Source organism: Lactobacillus sp. PSON (genome assembly GCF_052615405.1).
Genome location: NZ_JBQXFW010000002.1, coordinates 129154 through 147823 on the forward strand (window position 1 = coordinate 129154; position 18670 = coordinate 147823).

The 18670-nt window shown below is 33.0% G+C and carries 16 protein-coding genes; 3 read left to right on the forward strand and 13 right to left on the reverse strand.

All coding sequences use genetic code 11. From position 1 onward, the window contains the following. Positions 1-10 precede the first annotated feature (10 nt). Positions 11-193, reverse strand: a complete 183-nt coding sequence (locus tag ACTHPI_RS01120) for a hypothetical protein (protein WP_445352340.1) — start codon at positions 191-193, stop codon at positions 11-13. Further along, positions 183-986 carry a DUF4931 domain-containing protein gene (locus ACTHPI_RS01125; protein ID WP_445352341.1) on the reverse strand — a complete coding sequence of 268 codons (804 nt, stop codon included), beginning with the start codon at positions 984-986 and terminating at the stop codon, positions 183-185. Before ACTHPI_RS01125 ends, ACTHPI_RS01120 begins: the two co-directional genes overlap by 11 nt. Positions 987-1139: 153 nt before the next feature. Between ACTHPI_RS01125 and ACTHPI_RS01130 the strand changes: the two genes are divergently transcribed. Then, positions 1140-2342 carry a L,D-transpeptidase family protein gene (locus tag ACTHPI_RS01130; RefSeq protein ID WP_445352342.1) on the forward strand — a complete coding sequence of 401 codons (1203 nt, stop codon included), beginning with the start codon at positions 1140-1142 and terminating at the stop codon, positions 2340-2342. Between the two features lie 160 nt (positions 2343-2502). Here the strand turns inward: ACTHPI_RS01130 and ACTHPI_RS01135 are convergent, their stop codons facing one another. Together ACTHPI_RS01135 and ACTHPI_RS01140 are read right to left on the reverse strand one after the other, a co-directional pair. Beyond that, entirely contained in the window at positions 2503-3999 is a 1497-nt protein-coding gene (locus ACTHPI_RS01135) for a peptide MFS transporter (protein WP_445352343.1), read from the reverse strand. A gap of 158 nt (positions 4000-4157) precedes the next feature. Next, positions 4158-6689 carry a M1 family metallopeptidase gene (locus ACTHPI_RS01140; RefSeq protein WP_445352344.1) on the reverse strand — a complete coding sequence of 844 codons (2532 nt, stop codon included), beginning with the start codon at positions 6687-6689 and terminating at the stop codon, positions 4158-4160. A 193-nt stretch (positions 6690-6882) separates the two neighbouring features. On the opposite strand from ACTHPI_RS01140, the gene ACTHPI_RS01145 reads away from it, so the two are divergent. Beyond that, on the forward strand, positions 6883-7245 hold the full coding sequence (locus ACTHPI_RS01145) for an aggregation promoting factor surface protein (RefSeq protein ID WP_445352345.1): 363 nt from the start codon (positions 6883-6885) through the stop codon (positions 7243-7245). A gap of 67 nt (positions 7246-7312) precedes the next feature. Here the strand turns inward: ACTHPI_RS01145 and ACTHPI_RS01150 are convergent, their stop codons facing one another. Continuing rightward, a complete protein-coding gene (locus ACTHPI_RS01150) occupies positions 7313-8293 on the reverse strand; it encodes a cytochrome C5 (protein WP_445352346.1) in 981 nt (326 codons plus the stop codon). Positions 8294-8425: 132 nt separating this feature from the next. Between ACTHPI_RS01150 and ACTHPI_RS01155 the strand changes: the two genes are divergently transcribed. Beyond that, positions 8426-9670 carry an MFS transporter gene (locus ACTHPI_RS01155; protein WP_445352347.1) on the forward strand — a complete coding sequence of 415 codons (1245 nt, stop codon included), beginning with the start codon at positions 8426-8428 and terminating at the stop codon, positions 9668-9670. Between the two features lie 117 nt (positions 9671-9787). Here ACTHPI_RS01155 and ACTHPI_RS01160 read toward each other — a convergent pair whose 3' ends face one another. The 8 genes from ACTHPI_RS01160 to ACTHPI_RS01195 form a co-directional block, all read right to left on the reverse strand. Further along, the gene (locus ACTHPI_RS01160; RefSeq protein WP_445352348.1) at positions 9788-10930 is read right to left on the reverse strand and encodes a hypothetical protein; all 1143 of its coding nucleotides are present in this window, start codon (positions 10928-10930) and stop codon (positions 9788-9790) included. Then, a complete protein-coding gene (locus ACTHPI_RS01165) occupies positions 10917-11540 on the reverse strand; it encodes an ATP-binding cassette domain-containing protein (protein WP_445352349.1) in 624 nt (207 codons plus the stop codon). Before ACTHPI_RS01165 ends, ACTHPI_RS01160 begins: the two co-directional genes overlap by 14 nt. A gap of 818 nt (positions 11541-12358) precedes the next feature. Next, on the reverse strand, positions 12359-13153 hold the full coding sequence (locus ACTHPI_RS01170; RefSeq protein ID WP_445352350.1) for a helix-turn-helix domain-containing protein: 795 nt from the start codon (positions 13151-13153) through the stop codon (positions 12359-12361). Between the two features lie 82 nt (positions 13154-13235). Next, positions 13236-13736, reverse strand: a complete 501-nt coding sequence (locus tag ACTHPI_RS01175) for an O-acetyl-ADP-ribose deacetylase (protein ID WP_445352351.1) — start codon at positions 13734-13736, stop codon at positions 13236-13238. A 126-nt stretch (positions 13737-13862) separates the two neighbouring features. Further along, complete coding sequence (locus ACTHPI_RS01180; RefSeq protein WP_445352352.1) at positions 13863-14720, reverse strand: sugar ABC transporter permease; 858 nt, start codon at positions 14718-14720, stop codon at positions 13863-13865. A gap of 5 nt (positions 14721-14725) precedes the next feature. Next, positions 14726-16084: a carbohydrate ABC transporter permease gene (locus tag ACTHPI_RS01185; RefSeq protein ID WP_445352353.1), complete on the reverse strand. Its 1359-nt coding sequence runs from the start codon at positions 16082-16084 to the stop codon at positions 14726-14728. 60 nt (positions 16085-16144) lie between these two features. Further along, positions 16145-17368, reverse strand: a complete 1224-nt coding sequence (locus ACTHPI_RS01190) for an extracellular solute-binding protein (protein WP_445352354.1) — start codon at positions 17366-17368, stop codon at positions 16145-16147. Between the two features lie 102 nt (positions 17369-17470). Further along, the gene (locus tag ACTHPI_RS01195) at positions 17471-18577 is read right to left on the reverse strand and encodes an ABC transporter ATP-binding protein (protein ID WP_445352355.1); all 1107 of its coding nucleotides are present in this window, start codon (positions 18575-18577) and stop codon (positions 17471-17473) included. Between the last annotated feature and the right edge of the window lie 93 nt (positions 18578-18670).

Here is an 18670-nt window from a genome sequence, read left to right on the forward strand (position 1 = left end):
GTAGCAGCTTTTATTTTTCATTCTCAAATTTAACTGTCAAAGCATATCCTAAAGCAAGCAAAGTGACTAGTACAATAATTGAAATAATTTCATTAACATAAGCACTAACTTCTAGCCATAACTCAAAAGCAAAAAGCTCGTTAATCACAAATTGAATTGCAAAAATTATTTTAGACTTCCAATCATTTTTCATTTTTTAATTTTGACCTTTCATCAAAAAACTTTCTAAAACGATGAGCTTCTTTATCTAATGTTATCTCATCATTAACTTGTGATAATTTATACCCCACAAAATATGGTGGAGCATTAAAGCGAGTAATAAATTTTGCACAATAACCTCCTTGCTCACGTGGATAAAAGAAAAGATTATAAGAATCACATCTGCCATCATACATAACATTAAGCATATATTTAGCACCACTTCTAATCCAATCCGCCCATAAATCAAGATTGTTTTTATTCAAGGTATTAATATTAAGTTCAGTGTAGCCTTGAACTGGATGTTGAGCAATATTTACTTCTACATCCCCATTATCAAATAAAGTTTCACCTTCAAAATTATTCGGATGAATATACTTATAACCATCCTCATGCTCTAGCCCCACAATCTGCATATGCGGATGAATTAAGGAACCTCCAGAATTTGGTCCATAATTCTTGTACCAGACTACTGATTTAAATTTTTGACTATTATTCATCTTTTCAAAAACATGAAGTGCAAACTTGATAACTTTTCGATTATGTTCAATTGAATACGTTGAAATATCGCCATGGTGGTCACTTGATTCAATTAATACTGTCTGAAGAGTATCACGCAAAGTGGGGAATTTATTTTTAAGCCAAATAATCTCACCATCTTGTTCATAAATATCAGTTAAATTATCAATATCGCAAAATGGACATGTCTTTTTTTGCTTAGTCTTACGATAAGATTGCGGCTTCCCCTTAGCTTGCTCCATTTGAAATACGATTGGATCATTATTCATTCTCAACATCCCCCTTATAATTTCATTTTGTACTTTTTATTATAGTAGAAAAAGACTAAAATATTCTTATAAAGCTAATGCCTTTACCAAAAAGCAATTAGCTGATAAACTGTTAAGCAAACGCATATTCTCAATTAGTGGGTGTTAAACATAATGGATTCTAGGAAAAATTTAAGACAAAAAAATAAGCGTAATAATCTTTATTTGATTATTGGAGCAGTAGTATTAGTCATTGCTATTGCCGCTGGATTCATGATTCATAGTGAACATGTTAAGGGAGAAGCTAGAGCGCGCACATTTGCGACAACACACTTCAATCCTAATGTAAAAATTTATGGCATAGATGTTGGTAACTTGACTGTTGCAAAAGCTACCGAAAAAATTAATAAAAAAGCTACTAATGTCATTCATCTAAAAGATGATAAAGTAGTAGCAGAACGCGATCCTGAAATTACTACAATTAGTAAAGATCAAGTTCAAAAGTACTTTAACAAGCAACACACCGATATACCAAATAATAAAAAGTACAATTACACTTCCAAAGAATATGATGAAGCAAAAGAAAAGCTTACTAAAATTCATAACGCAAGTGTGACTTATAAGATTGACGGTAAAGAATACAACTTAAAGGCTAAGGATTTAATTACCGAAGCCAACTATAAAAATGGTAAGTATCAATTCATTGATGTGAAGAACTTAACTAAGAAACTTAACGATATTAACAAAGAAGTTTCTACCCTTCACAAGAGTTATAAAGTTCAAGTTCCATCTGGCAATAGTGTAAAGGGTAAGACCATCACTGTTAAAAATGAAAGCTATGGCTGGGGAGTTTACGTTAAAAAGGCCCAAGCAGCTGTAGAAAAAGCCTTTATGGATGGTGATAAGACTTTAGATGGTAGCAAATATCTTTACGGAGATGGCTTTAGCACTTATGAACATGGCTATGGCAAGAGCAACCATGGTCTTGGTGAAAACTATGCCGTTGTCTCTATTAAGAACCAAGAATTATGGGTTGTTAGAAAAGGTAAAGTTGCCGCTCATTTAAATGATGTCGTAACTGGAACCAACAGTGGCGATAATAAAACACCTGTTGGTGTCTGGTATGTAATGTACAAAGAATCACCAAGTACATTGCGCGGGTTTAATGATGATGGCTCAAGATATTCATCCCCAGTTCAATACTGGATGCCATTCACACTTAGTGGATGTGGCTTCCATGATGCAAGCTGGAGAACTAACTGGTCTAAGTCAGCTTACCTTGCTGGAGGATCACATGGATGTGTAAATATTCGTCCAAGCGAAATCCACAGCGTATGGAGCAACATTATTAAGGACGAACCAGTTATAATTTACTAATATAAAAAACAAACCTCTCAAAGCACTTCGCTTTGGGAGGTTTATTTTTGTGTAATTTTTTCATTGTCTCACTATTTTGTTAAACAAGTTTCCAAAATACCCATATATGGGATTTTTTTGCAAAAAAATAATGGCCAAGTTTGACCATTATTTTTATTATTTAATTTACTCCAGCCATAAGTGAGTGAATCTTTTTAGCAAAGAATAACATTACAATACCAAAGATTACACTAACAATACCAACAATCAAGAAGTAAGGTACTTCTGTAGCACTTGAGTAATATTTAACAATTTGGGCGTTAACAGCTTGTCCTGCAGCGTCTGCCAAGAACCACATACTCATCATCTGTGACTTAAATGCTTTTGGTGCAAGCTTAGTTGTTACAGAAAGTCCAATTGGTGAAATGAGCATTTCCGCAATTTCAACAATAAACCATGAACCAACAAGCCAGAATGGACTAACTCGACCACTAGTACCAAACAACCAACCCGGAATTGCCATCCACATATATGAAAGTCCAGCAAATACTAAACCTGCCGCAAACTTAGTAGGCGCACTTGGTTGATTTTTCCAATTTTCCCAAAGCCATACAAAGAATGGTGTCAAAATCATGATAAAGACAGGGTTTAAAGTTTGGAAGTTAGCAGCTGCAAAGTGCCAGTTTCCAATATGAAGTACTGTACGTTGTTCCGCAAAAAGTGCTAAAACAACAGAACCAGATTCTTCAATTCCCCAGAAAATTGCTGCAGCAATAAACAAAGGTACATAAGCCCATACACGTGATCGTTCAACTTTAGACACCTTTGGGCTGCGAAGCATAATTACAAAGTAGTAAACAGGAATTGCGATTGCCAAAATAGTTAGCAAGTTAATAATATTATCAATATTTAATTGTCCCATTACTGCCATTACTACTAAAAGAACAATTACAACTACAACACCAATAACTACTTTTTGAATAATCTTATTTAAATCTTTACGCTCAATTGGATCGTTTGGATACATACCTGCTTCTGGTAAGTATTTTTTACCATCGAAGTAGTATTGAACAAGTCCAATAAACATACCAATTGCTGCAAGTGAGAATCCAGCATGGAAGTTATAGTGATTACCAAAAGCATGGAAACCAAAGCCATTAGATGCCCATGGCACTAAGATAGGAGCAATTGCAGATCCTAAATTAATACCGAAAACAAACATACTGAACCCTGCATCACGGCGACGGTCATTTTCTGAATAAAGACTACCCACCATGTCAGATACGTTTGGCTTTAAAAGGCCAGTACCTACAACAATTAAGGCAATTGAGCTATATAATGCTGCTAATCCCCATGGAAAGGCTAAAACAATATGACCAAACATGATGAGGACACCACCAAAGAAAACAGTCCTTCTTGGTCCCCATACACGGTCCGAAAGCCAGCCTCCTACAACACTAGATAAATAAACAAGTGAACCATAAATCGACATTACACTAGCTGCCGTTGTCTGGCTCATTCCAAGTCCGCCTGCACTTACTGCATAATACATGTAGAAGAGCAGAATGGCTCTCATGCCGTAGTAACTAAATCTTTCCCACATTTCTGTGAAGAAGAGTGTAGAAAGACCTCTTGGTTGGCCAAAGAAAGCCGTATCAATATTCTTTTTATTACTCATTAACAAATTTCCCCCTTAATTAGGTAAGTGAGTATTATTGTTAATTATATTGGATAGATAGGGGTTTAGTCAATATATGCTATATGTGTATGCTTTTTATAAACAAAAATAGAAACTTACTTTTTCGTAAGTTCCTATTTTTAGAATATTAATTATTTTTAGTTGATTTCAACTTCAATTGCACCATTAACGGCATCTTTTTCTTTTTCAATCAAGTTGACCTTAGTTTCAATTACCTTAATATCCATTTTTATTTCGCGAGTTAAACCTGGAGTATTAATTTTTGGTTCAAAGAACTTCTTAAACTCTTCAAGTCTCTCTGGTGTATGGAATACATAAGCAGTAACAGTAATAAATGTAGCAAATTCCATATCGCCACCAACGGTCTTTTCAAGCCAATCCCAATCTTCACGAAGCCAGTTCCAAGCAGCTTGTTGACCATGTGAATTAGCAAGAACACCACGATACCAACCACGTAAATCTTGTGGCTTGATTACATTAGCATCTTCAAAATAACCAATAATCTTATTAATTTCAGCAACATCTACAGAACTAGTTGCTGCAAGACGGATATCAGCTTTATATGAAGCATCAGAAGTTTTTTGATAATCTTTAATTAGCATTGCCATTAAGTTATGACCACCAAAGTTTTTAACTTCACTAATCAAAACATATGGACGAATATCAGCATTAATCGCTTCTAAGTTATCTTCATTTTCAACAAAAATCTTATGAGCTTCTTTAATTGACTCAGGATTTCCTGCATAAATACTTGCACTAAGTTCAAGTGGACGAATTTGTGCATCTTCATCACTTTCACCCTTCTTTGGAATCCAGCCAAGACGCGCAACTTGTTCTACTGAAAGGTCATCATAGAACTTCTTCAAGTTCTTTTCATCACCTGAACCAGGTTCTACAAATTCACGTAATTTTGCAGCAGTAGCATAAAGAGCAGTAATTACTAAGCTAGACTTAGAATTTGCAAATTTAGCAAGAAGTGGAACAATCGTTGCATAAGAAATTTGTCCACCTTGTGCTAAAAGTCTCAAATCTTGTAAAATTTGAAGCTTGGCAATTGAATCAAGTTCATCAGTATCAGCCAAAATATCATCAAGCAAAGTTTTATCATATTCAACAATGAAATGAGAATTATTACCAACATTTAAGCGAAGAGGATGACCTGCTTTATTACGCAAGTCCTTATAATTACCCAAGTTAATTTCTTTATCCTTCATAATTGTTGGTGCTTCAAAATTAGCATTCAATGGAATTTGCCAAATTCTACCTTTGTCTTCACCTTGACCGATGAAGAATTGTTTTTGACTTAAAATAAGATCGCCATTGTCATCAATTTTAGCTGTAACAACTGGATAGCCTGGCTGTTCAAGCCAAGAATGCATAATTTCACCAATATTCAAATCAGTTGCAGTAGACAGAGCATTCCATAAGTCATCTCCTGTAGCGTTATCAAACTTATGGTGGTCAAAGTAGTATTTTAGTCCTTTTCTAAGAGCTTCATCACCTAAAAGTGAACGAACCATGACTAAAAGTCTTGAACCTTTAGCATAAACGATTGCTGGATCAAATAGGGCATCAATTTCAGCTGGATCATTAACTTCAACATGAACTGATTGAACACCATCTGTAGCATCTCTTTGAAGTGCTTGAGGTGCTTCACTTGTTTGGAACATTTCCCAAATATGCCAATTTGGCTCTAAATGATCTACTGAAAGATATTCCATCATATTAGCAAAACTTTCATTAAGCCATAAGTTATCCCACCACTTCATAGTTACCAAATCACCAAACCATTGGTGAGCTAATTCGTGAGTAATAACTGTTGCAACCAACTTTTTATTTTCAAGAGTAGTATTATCTGGATCTAAAAGAAGGTATGCTTCACGATAAGTGATGAGACCCCAGTTTTCCATAGCTCCTGCTGAAAAGTCAGGGAGTGCCAATTGCCATGAGTGTGGTAATGGATATGGAGTTTCATAAAATTCTTCATAAAAATCAATTGCTCGTTTTGCAATATCTAAAGCAAAATCAAGTTCTTTTGGTTTATGAGCTTTAGTGGCAAATACACCAACCTTAATACCATTTTTAGTTTCAGTGATTTTTGATTGAAGTTCACCAAAAGCAAATGCTACAAGATAAGTTGACATGCGAACAGTCTCTTCAAAATGGTGAACACCATCAACCACTTCAGTTTCTGGCATGTTAGCAAGTGCAATTTCGCCAGGTTTTTCATCCCATTTAAGAGATAAAGTGAAAGTAGCCTTTGCTTCAGGTTCATCAACTGAAGGAAATGCTTGTCTAGCAAATGTAGTTTCAAATTGCGTACCAATGATTTGCTTTTTTTCGCCATCAAGTTCGTAATATGAAGGATAAATTCCCATCATTGTGTCGGTAAGTGGAGCAGTATAGTCGATAGCAATTGTAGTCTTGCCAGTTCTACCTAAATTGATTTTAATTGCTTCATCTTTGTCACTAACTTCAAAAGTTACATCTTCTCCATCAGCACGAACTGCAGAAATTGTCATGTACTTTTGATTAATGAAAATTGTATCATCTTGCGCTTCACCAGTAATTGTTGAAGTACCGCTAATTAATTTTTTGCCCCGGTTGACATCAATGAAAAGATCATAATGTTCTGGGTGAAAAGTTTCGTAAAAACGTTTTACTGCCATTTTTTAACCTCCTATATACGGAACTATTTTTCTTAATTTTAGCAAAAAAATATCAATGTTACATTAAAAACGCTAAATACATAGTATTGTAAGCCTCTCGTGGTCGTTTTGTAACATTATTGTCATATTCACCATGTAATATATAAGCATAGTCATTAAGAAACAGTTAATTTACGGGGAATGAAATAAAATAATGAGAAATTTTAAATCTAATTTTGTTAAATTAATCGTAGCTATCGCTTTAGTCTTTACTGCAGTTGTAGCAGTTCAAACTATTAATGCTAATAATTCAACTACTGTTCAAGCTGCTACTAAGAAAAAGAAAATGTCAAAAGCTGAAAAAGCAGCTAAGCATTGGATTGCAATGCGTGAAAGTGGCGGTAGCTATACTGCAAGAAATGGTGTTTGTTACGGTCGTTACCAATTAAATATTGGTTACTTACACGGTGACTACTCAAAGAAGAACCAAGAAAGAGCTGCTGATAATTACGTTTATGGTCGTTATGGTTCATGGGTAAATGCTAAGAGATTTTGGCTTAGCCACCACTGGTATTAATACAATTTAGATTAATTCCCAGTAATAAAAAAATACAGCTTGATCAAGTTGATCAGGCTGTATTTTTTTATTCAAAATTATCTTTTTTAACAAAACGATAAGCAGAAATCGCTAAAACAACGAATGAACATGTAATTGCTACATAAGCCATTCCACCTATTTTAACGGCACTATTTGCAGCTTGTTGTCCCATATTATTTTCCATAGCATAAGCTATAACCCAATGACGCATTAAAAATGGTGTTAAGACGAAAGAAATAGCAGAAATGATAGAAGCAATAAGTGCAGAATTGCGTGAATATGGCTCTTTAAAAAATTGCGAAAGTACACAAAATGCTGGTGCAATCATTAAAAGCAAAATCCACATGATAATCCAACGCCCAGAAGGTGAACTCATCATCTGCGCGCTATTAGTTGCATACCGATATGAACTCCAGAGCTGTCCTCCTGTAAAAGTATTGAGCAGATTTAAAAAGTACGTCCCTTGTTGACCATAAGACCCACCACGATTAGATAAAAGTCCAGTAATCACTTGAAAGCTATCAGTTGAACCAGCTGAAGAAAAATCAACTGATACAACCTGCTTCATATAAGTTGCTAAAAACATCAAGATTGAGCCTCCAAATTGAATTGCCCGAAGCATACTTAACTTTCTTGAAGCCCTTATTTTAAATTCTAAACTCAAAACTTGATTAGGATGATGGCTATTACCTATCACACTGATTCCTATGATAACTATTCCAGCTAGAATTAAAAGTCCCCACCAGAGTTTTATCATAATCAAAATAATTGCCACTACTAAAACTGCTACCGCAACATATGGGCGATCAGCAAAAATATCCCAAAAATTTAAAGTATGACGCTTATCTTCTCGACTTGTAATATTTTGTGCAATATTAGCAGAGCTCATCTGAGTTTTTTGACGACTATTTCTAAATTCTTCCCTATTAACACTTTTATTTTTAGCAAAATTAGCTTTGGAACTATTTGTTCCTTGCGAATTTTTTGCGTTTTTCATTCTATATTCGCGACGCGACATATGTGCCATAAGCTAGCACTCCCTTCTAAGAAAATATGCTAGCATAGTTTATTTGCAATAGGTTAACAATTAAGTGAAATTTAGTAATTTTTAGTTGTGATACAATAAATAAAGCAAGATTTTAGAAAAGAAGATGAAACTGTGACTCAAACAAAGTCAAAATTACCAGCTGGATGGCATACGGCTTTTTATACTTTATGGCTAGGCTGCTTTATTACTGGAATGGGATACTCAATGACAATGCCCTTCATTTCATTATTTATCTCTGATTTAGGTAATTATTCTAAATTACAAATCAACCTTTATTCAGGATTGGCTTTTGCCATGACTTTTATTGCTCAAGCTATCGTTTCACCTTATTGGGGAAGCTTAGCTGACAGAAAAGGGCGAAAACTTATGTGTATGCGTGCAAGTGGTGTAATGGCTTTAACTATTACCTTAACTGGATTTGCACCGAATGCAGTATATATTGTTGTTATGCGTTTTATTCAGGGGTCTTTTTCCGGATATATTAATAATGCGACAGCATTAATGGCTGGTGAAACTCCCCACGAACGCAGTGGATGGGTAATGAGTCAAATGATGACTGCTGGAACTGCCGGCAACTTAGTTGGACCGCTTCTTGGGGGTGCCCTTTCAAGTTTCTTTGGTAATATGTTTGGTGGAGCTTGGGGTTACAGAATTCCATTTTTCATTACAGGTGTCTTAATGTTCTTAGTATTTCTAGGAACTACATTTTTTGTCCATGAAGACTTTACTCCTATTTCTCGTGAAAAGATGAAACCGATGGGCGAAATTATGAAAAGCTTACCAAGTGTAAAACTTATCATAATTATGTTCATAACTACTATGCTTGTTCAATCTTCTACTATGTCAATTGATCCAATTGTTTCATTATACGTAAAGTCCATGATGCCTAATAGTAGAGATGTTGCATTAGTTGCTGGTATTGTTGCAGCTACTCCTGGTCTTGGAACATTAATTGCAGCATCAAAGATTGGGCATAAAATGGACGAAGTAGGACCACTTAAAGTTCTCCGTATTGGGCTTGTCGTTGGATTTATTCTATTTGTTCCAATGGCAATAACTAATTCACCATGGGTGTTGGCTGGACTTAGATTTTTACTTGGAATTGCCAGTGCAGGGATGCTTCCAGCTGCACAAACTGTGCTAACTTTAAATACACCAAGTGAAAGTTTTGGACGTATTTTTTCTTATAATCAGTCATTCCAAGCTGTTGGGTCTGTTATGGGATCTCTGATGGGGTCAGCTATTTCAGGTTTTTCAAATTATGCAACTGTATTTTGGATTACGGGACTTACTTTACTCATTAACTTCATATTAATTTTAATTTTCGCCCACGGCATTTCTTATTCAAATAAATAAACAACAGAATCTGCAGAAAAACTATTTCAACTAAATTTAAATAAAAACAAAAAATAAAATCGTTAATATATCTAGGCTTATGGAACCAAGACTATTAACGATTTTTGTAGTTTTATATTATTTATTTTTTAAACTTAATAATTGTAGTAAAGCACTAGCTATTGCTATTCCAGCAATAAGACTGATTACTCCATTCGTGTAATTTACATTAAAATTACCAATTTGAAAGGCTAATTCTCCAGATACTGTCTTTATACTATTTAAGTAAGTAGTTGGTAAATAAGGAGCAATATTTTTTATAGGTACTATAAATGCAGTAGCCATATTAAAACCAACTAGTAATACTATTCCTATGAATAAAGTTGGTAATTGATCTTTTAATAATTTAGAAATTAATTGCATTATTACCACTATAAAGCAAATACTTAAAAAACTTAATATTATTGAAGGGATAAATATATTCCTTACTGGAGTATAGTAGCCCGCTGATTCACTAGTATAAATATAAAAAGGATAATCAATACTACCAGTTCCAAATAATATACTTGAACCTATGAATACTAATAAATTAACTAATATATAGATAAAACCTACTATCATGGCCCCAGACAAAGAATTATATAAAATTTTCTTATTACTTTTTAAAGGAATTAAGGATTCAATATCAACTTTATTTTTATAACTTGAAGTATATAATTGCGTAAGCATAAAAACTGCAATTACACTAAATATTATAGGTAAATATAGCTGATTTAAATTAGTTAAAAACATATAGCCTTCACTAGGCGGATCTGTTTGATATTGTAAAGGATGTTTTTTTAAATAGGCAAATAAAGCCAAATTTTTATTCAAGTAAAATTTTTCAGTTTGTGTAGCACTTTTATCCTGAAAAGTATATTTATCTGCCTTTAATAAGTTATTATATTTAATTCTATAAACTTTTTCCCAATTTTTATTTTTTAACTCTTTAATTAATGTATTAGTTTTTTCAAGCTCTGTCTCATTGCTAGCTAAATCTTCTTGAGCAACTTTATAACGCTCACTATTTTTAGGAAAATTTTTTAAATCAGCTTTACTTTCTTTAATATTCTTCTGTTGTAACGCTTGATTTCCATAGGCTTCACTTTCTAAGGACATTTGAGTAGCAGCGTTTTTATTTAAAATTAGTACTACAAAACTTAATACGATTAACAATCCTATAGTAATAATTATTAAGTTATTTTTTGTTACTTTTTTTATTTGAAATTTAAGATAATTCATCAATTTTTTGTTCCTTCATTGTTAGATTTTCTAAATTCAATCTAATTAGTGGAGTAACTTCAATTTTATCAGCATAATGAGAAGTATAAATAATACATTTGTATTGCAGTTTTTGTTTTAATTGATCGTAAAATTTTTGCCGACTTGATTGATCTAATCCATTGGTTATTTCATCCATTAAAAAATAATCAGCATCACTCAAAAAATACATTGCAATAATAAGTTTTTGTTTCATTCCTAAAGAATATTTTTTTATTGGAACATTCCAATATTTGTCTATTCCCCACAAATGGGCTTCCTTCTTAATAGAAAGCGATGAATTCCATTGAAATTTAATTAGTTGTAGATAATCTTTAGCTGTTAAATTAGGATTTAGCCACTCATTTGACTCAAAGAAAAATACTCTATTTTTCTTTTCTGCGAAAGATTCATCATCAATTGTTACTTGGCCATCATATGAGATTAAACTGGTTAATGCACGTAAAAAACTTGTCTTACCTGCACCATTTTCAGCAACTATATGATAAAATTTCTTCTTTTCAAAAGTATAGCTAAAATTATCTAAAATCTTTTCTCGAGTCTTTAAGGTCATCTCTTTTACTGAAATCATAGCTTTTCCTCTTAGTTCAATTTAAAAGGATAGAAAATTGTAATTTTCTATCCTTTTATTTTTATTGTTACTTTACTCATAAACTTCATTTTAATTTTCACCCACAGCATTTCTTATTCAAATAGATAATGAAAAATCATTTCCTAGGAAATAATCTTTTGGAAATGGTTTTATTTTTTCAATCTCTTTTGTATTTGAATGTCTAAATATAATCCAATTATTGTTAAACCAAACCAAATAACAGTAAATGGTACTCTTATAATGACAAGTGACCAATGCGTACTCCAATCTGTCGTAAACGGGAAGAATAGAAATATCCATGGTAAACTCAGCAATGTAACTATTACAAGTTTTCTGTATGGATTATAAACTTTAAAAATCACTTTTTTATTTATAATTTGATACACATTTATGGCTAGTGTAATAACAATCGCTGTAACAGCTATAAATATGAAAATACTAATCATGCTAAATACCTAATGAATCTTGAAGTGCCCAATTTATATATTAATAAATTTTACTTTTCTTATGCTTACAATTATAGTTAGCTAGTATATCAGCCAATGTCTCTGCTTAGCCACTGATTTATTTACATATAAATCCTATAGTTGCTAAAAGAACAGAGCCTACCATTATGTAACTTGTTTGACATAATGTTTTCTCACGAAACACATTATAATTAATTAATAAATTGAGAAATGACTGGTAATTGCCACCAATGCATTCTTAATCACTCCTTTTAAATCTAAAATTCTACATTTACAAGTTAACATACAGTCAATCGAATAACGTTAATCTGGGGTCTATTGACCACAAGCCTAGTTATTATATCCACATTCATCAAGCATTTTACGAATTCTTTCGCTTTTTTTAAAATTTTTTGTGAGTAGATTATAATCATATAATCCATATAAACGATAAATTAATAAATGCTTATCAGTAATACTATTTAAATAATTAAATGCAAACTCAATATTATCCGAGTTTATCTTTCTTTCTACACATGTTCTTAGATAATTGCTAAATACTTGTGCAAATCTTTCTTGTTCAAAACTACTCAGGTTTTTCTTTTTAAGTTTATTTATAATGATTTTTATATAATATTCAACTTGTTCCAAAGGAATAATGGGCAAAGAATTACTAAATAATTTAATCGCTTCACTGTTATCGACAATATTATCATGTTTCCCAAGCTCATTTTTTATTTTTAAAAGTAATGTCTTACTAGGATTTTTTTGCTTTTTTTCTAAGTAAAATATAAATACTTGTATTCTAAGCCAATATGAAGTTTCACCTTCTAGTTCACAGATCCTATCTGCACATTTATACAAGTTAGAAATATTTTTAGTTTTTATTGCTTCTTCAATTTCAAAATTTAAGTTACTTTTTTCTACACTTTTTCTAGAAGAATACGTAATTTTTACTTTATTAAAAAAATTATCAATATCAATTTCATGAGTAATTAATAATTTAATTAATGCTTCTGATCCAATATTTCTATTTTCTTCTTCAACTTTTCCATAAAATTTTCTATCAATAATACCTTCAGAAAATTTGTATTTTGATAATCCTAGTGCTTCTCTCTCTTCTTTTAACGCTTCTCCAATTTTCATATTCATCCTTCTCGTATTATAAAAGTATATAAAAATAGCAATGCATTTCGCATTGCTATAATATTTTACTCAAAAATGTTTTTTATGCAACTTCTTCAAATAAATTATACATTTTATTATCATAAGCACACATTGTTACATCTATATCATAATCACCATTATCTTTAAGCCAGCTGTTCACTGTGTCAAAGGCGATTTTAGTAGCATCTTTAGCAGGATAGCCATAAGCTCCTGTGGAAATTGCTGGAAAAATAATACTATGTAAATCTTTTTCTCTAGCTAAATTCAACGAATTAATATAACAAGACTTTAAAACTTTACTATCAATTTCTCTACCTGCATAAACTGGACCAACTGTATGAATAATATATTTTGCTGGTAATCTATAGCCCTTAGTAATTTTTGCATCCCCGCTACGACAACCATTTAAAGTCATACATTCTTCAATAAGTTTAGGACCAGCGGCTTTGTGAATTGCTCCATCCACTCCAGCACCACCAAGAAGAGAATTATTAGCCGCATTGACAATTGCGTCAGCTTTCATTTTAGTAATGTCACCTTGTACAATTTGAAATTTACTCATATTCATTGCTTCCTTTTGCTACTCTCCCAGTCCTCACTTTTATAATAACACTAAGTAGAAAAAATAGTTACAAATAAAAGAGTTTCTTAAAAAAATAAGAAACTCTTTTATTTTATTTATACTTATTTAACCCTTGTCAGCTCCTGCAGTAATACCATTTACATAGAATTTTTGCATGAAGATAAACAAGATTGTAATTGGGATAGCAATAATAACACATCCTGCAACAAATTGTGCAAAGTAGGCAGTTGCGTTACCTTTTGCTGTGTGAACCATGTTGTATAATCCATAAGCAATTGTATAATTCTTAGCATTTCCTGAAGTGGAGAGAATAATACCTGAGAAAATGAAGTCTGTCCATGGAGCAATAAAGGCAGTTAAAGCAGTATAAACAATCATTGGTTTTGAAAGTGGTAAACCAATATGTACAAATACTTGCCATTTAGTAGCACCGTCAATTTCTGCAGCTTCATCTATTGCTCTTGGAATTGTATCAAAGAATCCTTTAGCAACATAAAATCCAAGTCCGGCACCGCCAACATAAACAAGGAACAATCCAAAAAGATTCAACATGTTAAGTCCTTTTAAAATGTAGTAAAGAGCAATCATTGACATAAAGCCTGGGAACATTCCAAGAACTAATGCAATTTGCAAGAATGGTTTTCTAAACTTAAAGCGCAGACGTGATAATACATAAGCTACTGAAATCGTCAAAAATGTCGAAACAATCATTGAAGCGATTGAAACAAGCAATGTATTGAGAATCCAGTTTACAAATGGATACTGTGAATTAGTAAAGATACCAATATAATTCTGCAATGTAAACTTATCTGGCCAAAAAGTTGAAACAAATCCAGTATCATTATATGAAAAACTTGCCAAGACAATCCACACAATTGGCAATACCCAAATAATTGCTAACACAATTAAAAGAATATAACGAAAAATTAATGAGAGCCGTCTCTGGTTTTTATAAGACTTCATAATTATTAGCCCTCCTTATAAGCATTAGTATGACGATATGCAATTAGCGATACTACTGCACTAATAATAAAGATTAAGATACCCAATACAGCTGAAGCATTATAACGTTGCTCTTGACCAAAAGTTAAATTATATAGCCACGTTACCAAAAGGTCAGTTGAGCCAGCTCCGTTATATTTACTATTCATTGGAGCACCTCCTGTTAAAAGGAAGATAACGTTAAAGTTATTGATATTTCCAATAAATTGTTGAATAAGAGATGGGGCCATTACAAAGAGAATTTGAGGGAAAGTAATTGAACGAAAAATTTGTACTGCGTTTGCACCATCAATTTTGGCAGCTTCAATTTGATCTTGGGGTAAGTTTTGAATAATAGCTGTTGAAACAAGCATTGAAACAGGAATACCAATCCACATGTTAACAACGATAACTGTAATTCGTGCCACTAATGGTGAAGCTTGATTATCTATAAAGTGAATAGGATGAGAAATCATTCCAATATTCATCAAGATATTGTTAAGCGCACCTTGATAATCTAAAAATTGTGCCATCATTAAAAGTGATACGAATTGTGGAACAGCCCAAACAATTACAAAAACTGTTCTCCAAAATCCTTTATGCTTAATTCCTTTTGACTCAATTAATAATGCAAGCAAAACTCCGAAGAAGAAAGTAGTTGCAGTTGCAGCCACTGCCCAAATTAAAGTCCAACCAAGAACTGGGAAGAAGGTACCGGCTAAGTCACCACTTAAAACATTTCCAAAAGCTTGAAAACCAGTCCATGAAAATGCAATTGGGTGTTCTCTATCATAATTAGTAAATGCCATCGAAATCATAAAGACAGTTGGCAAAACGGTAAAGAACAAGATTCCTAGAAGTGGAATAACCATTAAAGTCGCATGAAGACGTGAATCAAACAAACTCTTGATTTCCTGGATATTAGTTGGAATATGTTCTCCATTTTGTTTCAAAATAAAATTATGACGTGTAGAACGTAAGTTAACAACGTATAAGTAAATAATTGCAATACAAAGAATAATTGCAAGTACACCAAATAACAAAATCAAAACAGAGTTTGATGGTTGTTGCGTAACATAAACACCTTGAGCAGCATCATAGACAACTTTCTTAGTTTTATTAGTACCTAGTGTAGCAAGCAAACTTAAAGCGGAAATTCCACTAAAGAAGAACCAAATAAGAAAAACAATTTCTGAAATTAACAATGAAAAACCTTTTGCCCATTGCCTATTTGCTAACGCATTTGATCCCATTATGAAAAACGAAAGCTTTGTAGCAAGGTCTCCTTTAGACCAAACTTCCTTATAAGATGCTTCAGGAGCTACATGCCTTTTCCTTCTAAACATAATTTCTCCCCCTCTAAACAAAAGGCTGACTGTAATAGCCAGCCAAATGTTTAAAAATTATTACTTCTTCTCAATTGCTTTTTCTAATTTTGCAAGTTGTGGTTTATATTGACTTGGCTTAATCTTGCCATCGTAAGCACCACTGATAAGTGGAGCTGAACCATTCCAGAATGCAGCCATTTGTGGAAGCATTGGTTGAAGGACAGAGTTACCAGGTTTAGCCATTTCAATTACAGCATCTGCAACTGGATCTTGCTTAACAGCACTTGAATTTACAGCAGCCTTTAATACTGGAATTTGACCAGCTTTATCATGAGCAATTAATTGTGCTTTCTTATTAGTAATGTAAGCAGCTAAATCTGAAGCAGCTTTAGCATTCTTAGTGTGTGAGTTTACAGCAAAACCTTCAATACCAAGAAATGCTTCCATTTGCTTAGTTTTACCGCCAACTTCAATAGTTGGATATTTCGCTACAGCAAAGTTATTACCCAAGATCTTCTTAATGTTAGCTGCATTCCATGGACCATCTAAGATAGCTTGAGCATTTCCCTTCTTTAATTGGTTTAAAGCATTTGAAGTTTGCATTACACCTTTGTTATTCTTTTGAGCTGCATACCACTTCAAACCATTAACACCATCTTGTGAATTGAAAGTTGAACCCTTAAGATCTTGTCCATTATCACCAAATAACTTGGTTCCAGCTGAAAACATTACTGGCCACATTACATAAGCATTTGTAAAATCAGTAGCTACTACACCTTTTGAAGTCATAGTCTTCCATGATTTAACATCATTTGCGGAAAGTTTACTCTTATTGTAGTAGATTGTTTGAGCTTGTTGGGCATATGGATATGCATAAATTTTATTCTTCCACGTTACACCCTTTGAAGCTACACTTACATAATTAGCTTTGATATCTTTGGTTGCAGATGGTGAAAGTGGATTAATATAACCAGCTTCTGCCATTTGACCTAATTGATCATTTGGAACTTCAAATACATCCGCAGCTTTGGTTGGATCTTTACCAACATCAGTTTTTGCATTAGCTGAACCATTTGGACTTTGAACAACACGAACTTTAATATTTTTATTCTTCTTAGTAAAGTCCTTGGTAATTTGCTTGTAATATGGAACTTGTTGAGTATCTACCCATAAAGTCAAATTAGCTTTTTTATTGCTATCATCATTTGAAGATGATGAATTATTTGAATTAGAACAAGCAGCTAAGCTTACACTAGCAAGTACTGCTGCACTTCCTAAAGCCATCTTTTTCCAAAATTTCATAACGTTTCCTCCGTCTAAAATTAAAAACATTTTTTAACAACTGCAGAATTAGCTGCGGATTGCTATCAATTTAAAATTCTTATACTGCGTTTTCAGCACAAGTTAGTTAACAATTGCCTTAGTAGTATCTTTATCAAAGAAGTGTGCCTTATTAACATCAAAGCCCATTCTTACTTTGTCGCCTGGTTCATGATAATCACGAGCATTAACAATAGCGACAAATTCGGTACCATCGACTTTTTGATATAACTGAATAGTTGCACCTAAAAGTTCTGAAACAACAACTTCTGATTCAACTACAGCATTTGGCCAAGTTTCCAAAAAGGCTTCTTCAGCGTGAATATCTTCTGGACGAATTCCAAAGACAATATCTTTATCTGCATAGCCTTTTTCTTCAAGAAGCTTAGCTTTTCCTTCAGGGATTTCAATATCAAGTCCCTTACCATCAGTAATACGCTGATTTTTATAATGAACATTGAAGAAGTTCATTTGAGGAGAGCCAATAAATCCAGCTACAAATTGATTTACTGGATGGTTGTAAACCTCAAGAGGAGTGCCAATCTGCTCTACTTTTCCAACTGACATAACTACAACTCTATCAGCCAAAGTCATAGCTTCTGTTTGATCGTGAGTTACATAAATAGTAGTTGTGCCAAGGCGTTGGTGAAGCTTAGCAATATTAGCACGCATTGATACACGTAATTTTGCATCAAGGTTCGAAAGTGGTTCATCCATTAAAAATATCGGAGCATCACGGACAATTGCACGTCCTAAGGCTACACGCTGACGTTGACCACCAGATAATTCTCCTGGTTTTTTATCAAGGTATTGTTTCAATCCCAAAATATCGGCAGCATGTTGGACACGCTTTTCAATTTCATCTTTTGAATAGTGACGCAACTTCAAGCTAAATGCCATATTGTCATAAATTGACATATGAGGATACAAGGCATAGTTTTGGAATACCATCGCAATGTGACGGTCTTTTGGAGCTACATCGTTCATTACTTTGTGGTCGATTTCTAATGTACCCTTGCTAATATCCTCAAGTCCGGCTACCATTCTTAAGGTAGTTGACTTACCACAACCAGATGGTCCAACGAAAACGATAAATTCCTTATCTTTAATATGTAAATCAAAGTCATTTACAGAATAGTAATCATTTCCCGGATATTTTTTATAGATATGGTTTAAATCAACTTCAACCATATTCTCCCCCCTACTTTCTATCTTTATCTATTTTCAAAAACTTATTTAGTTTCTGGATAAATCAAGACTTTCACTTTTTGTTTACGCTTTCAT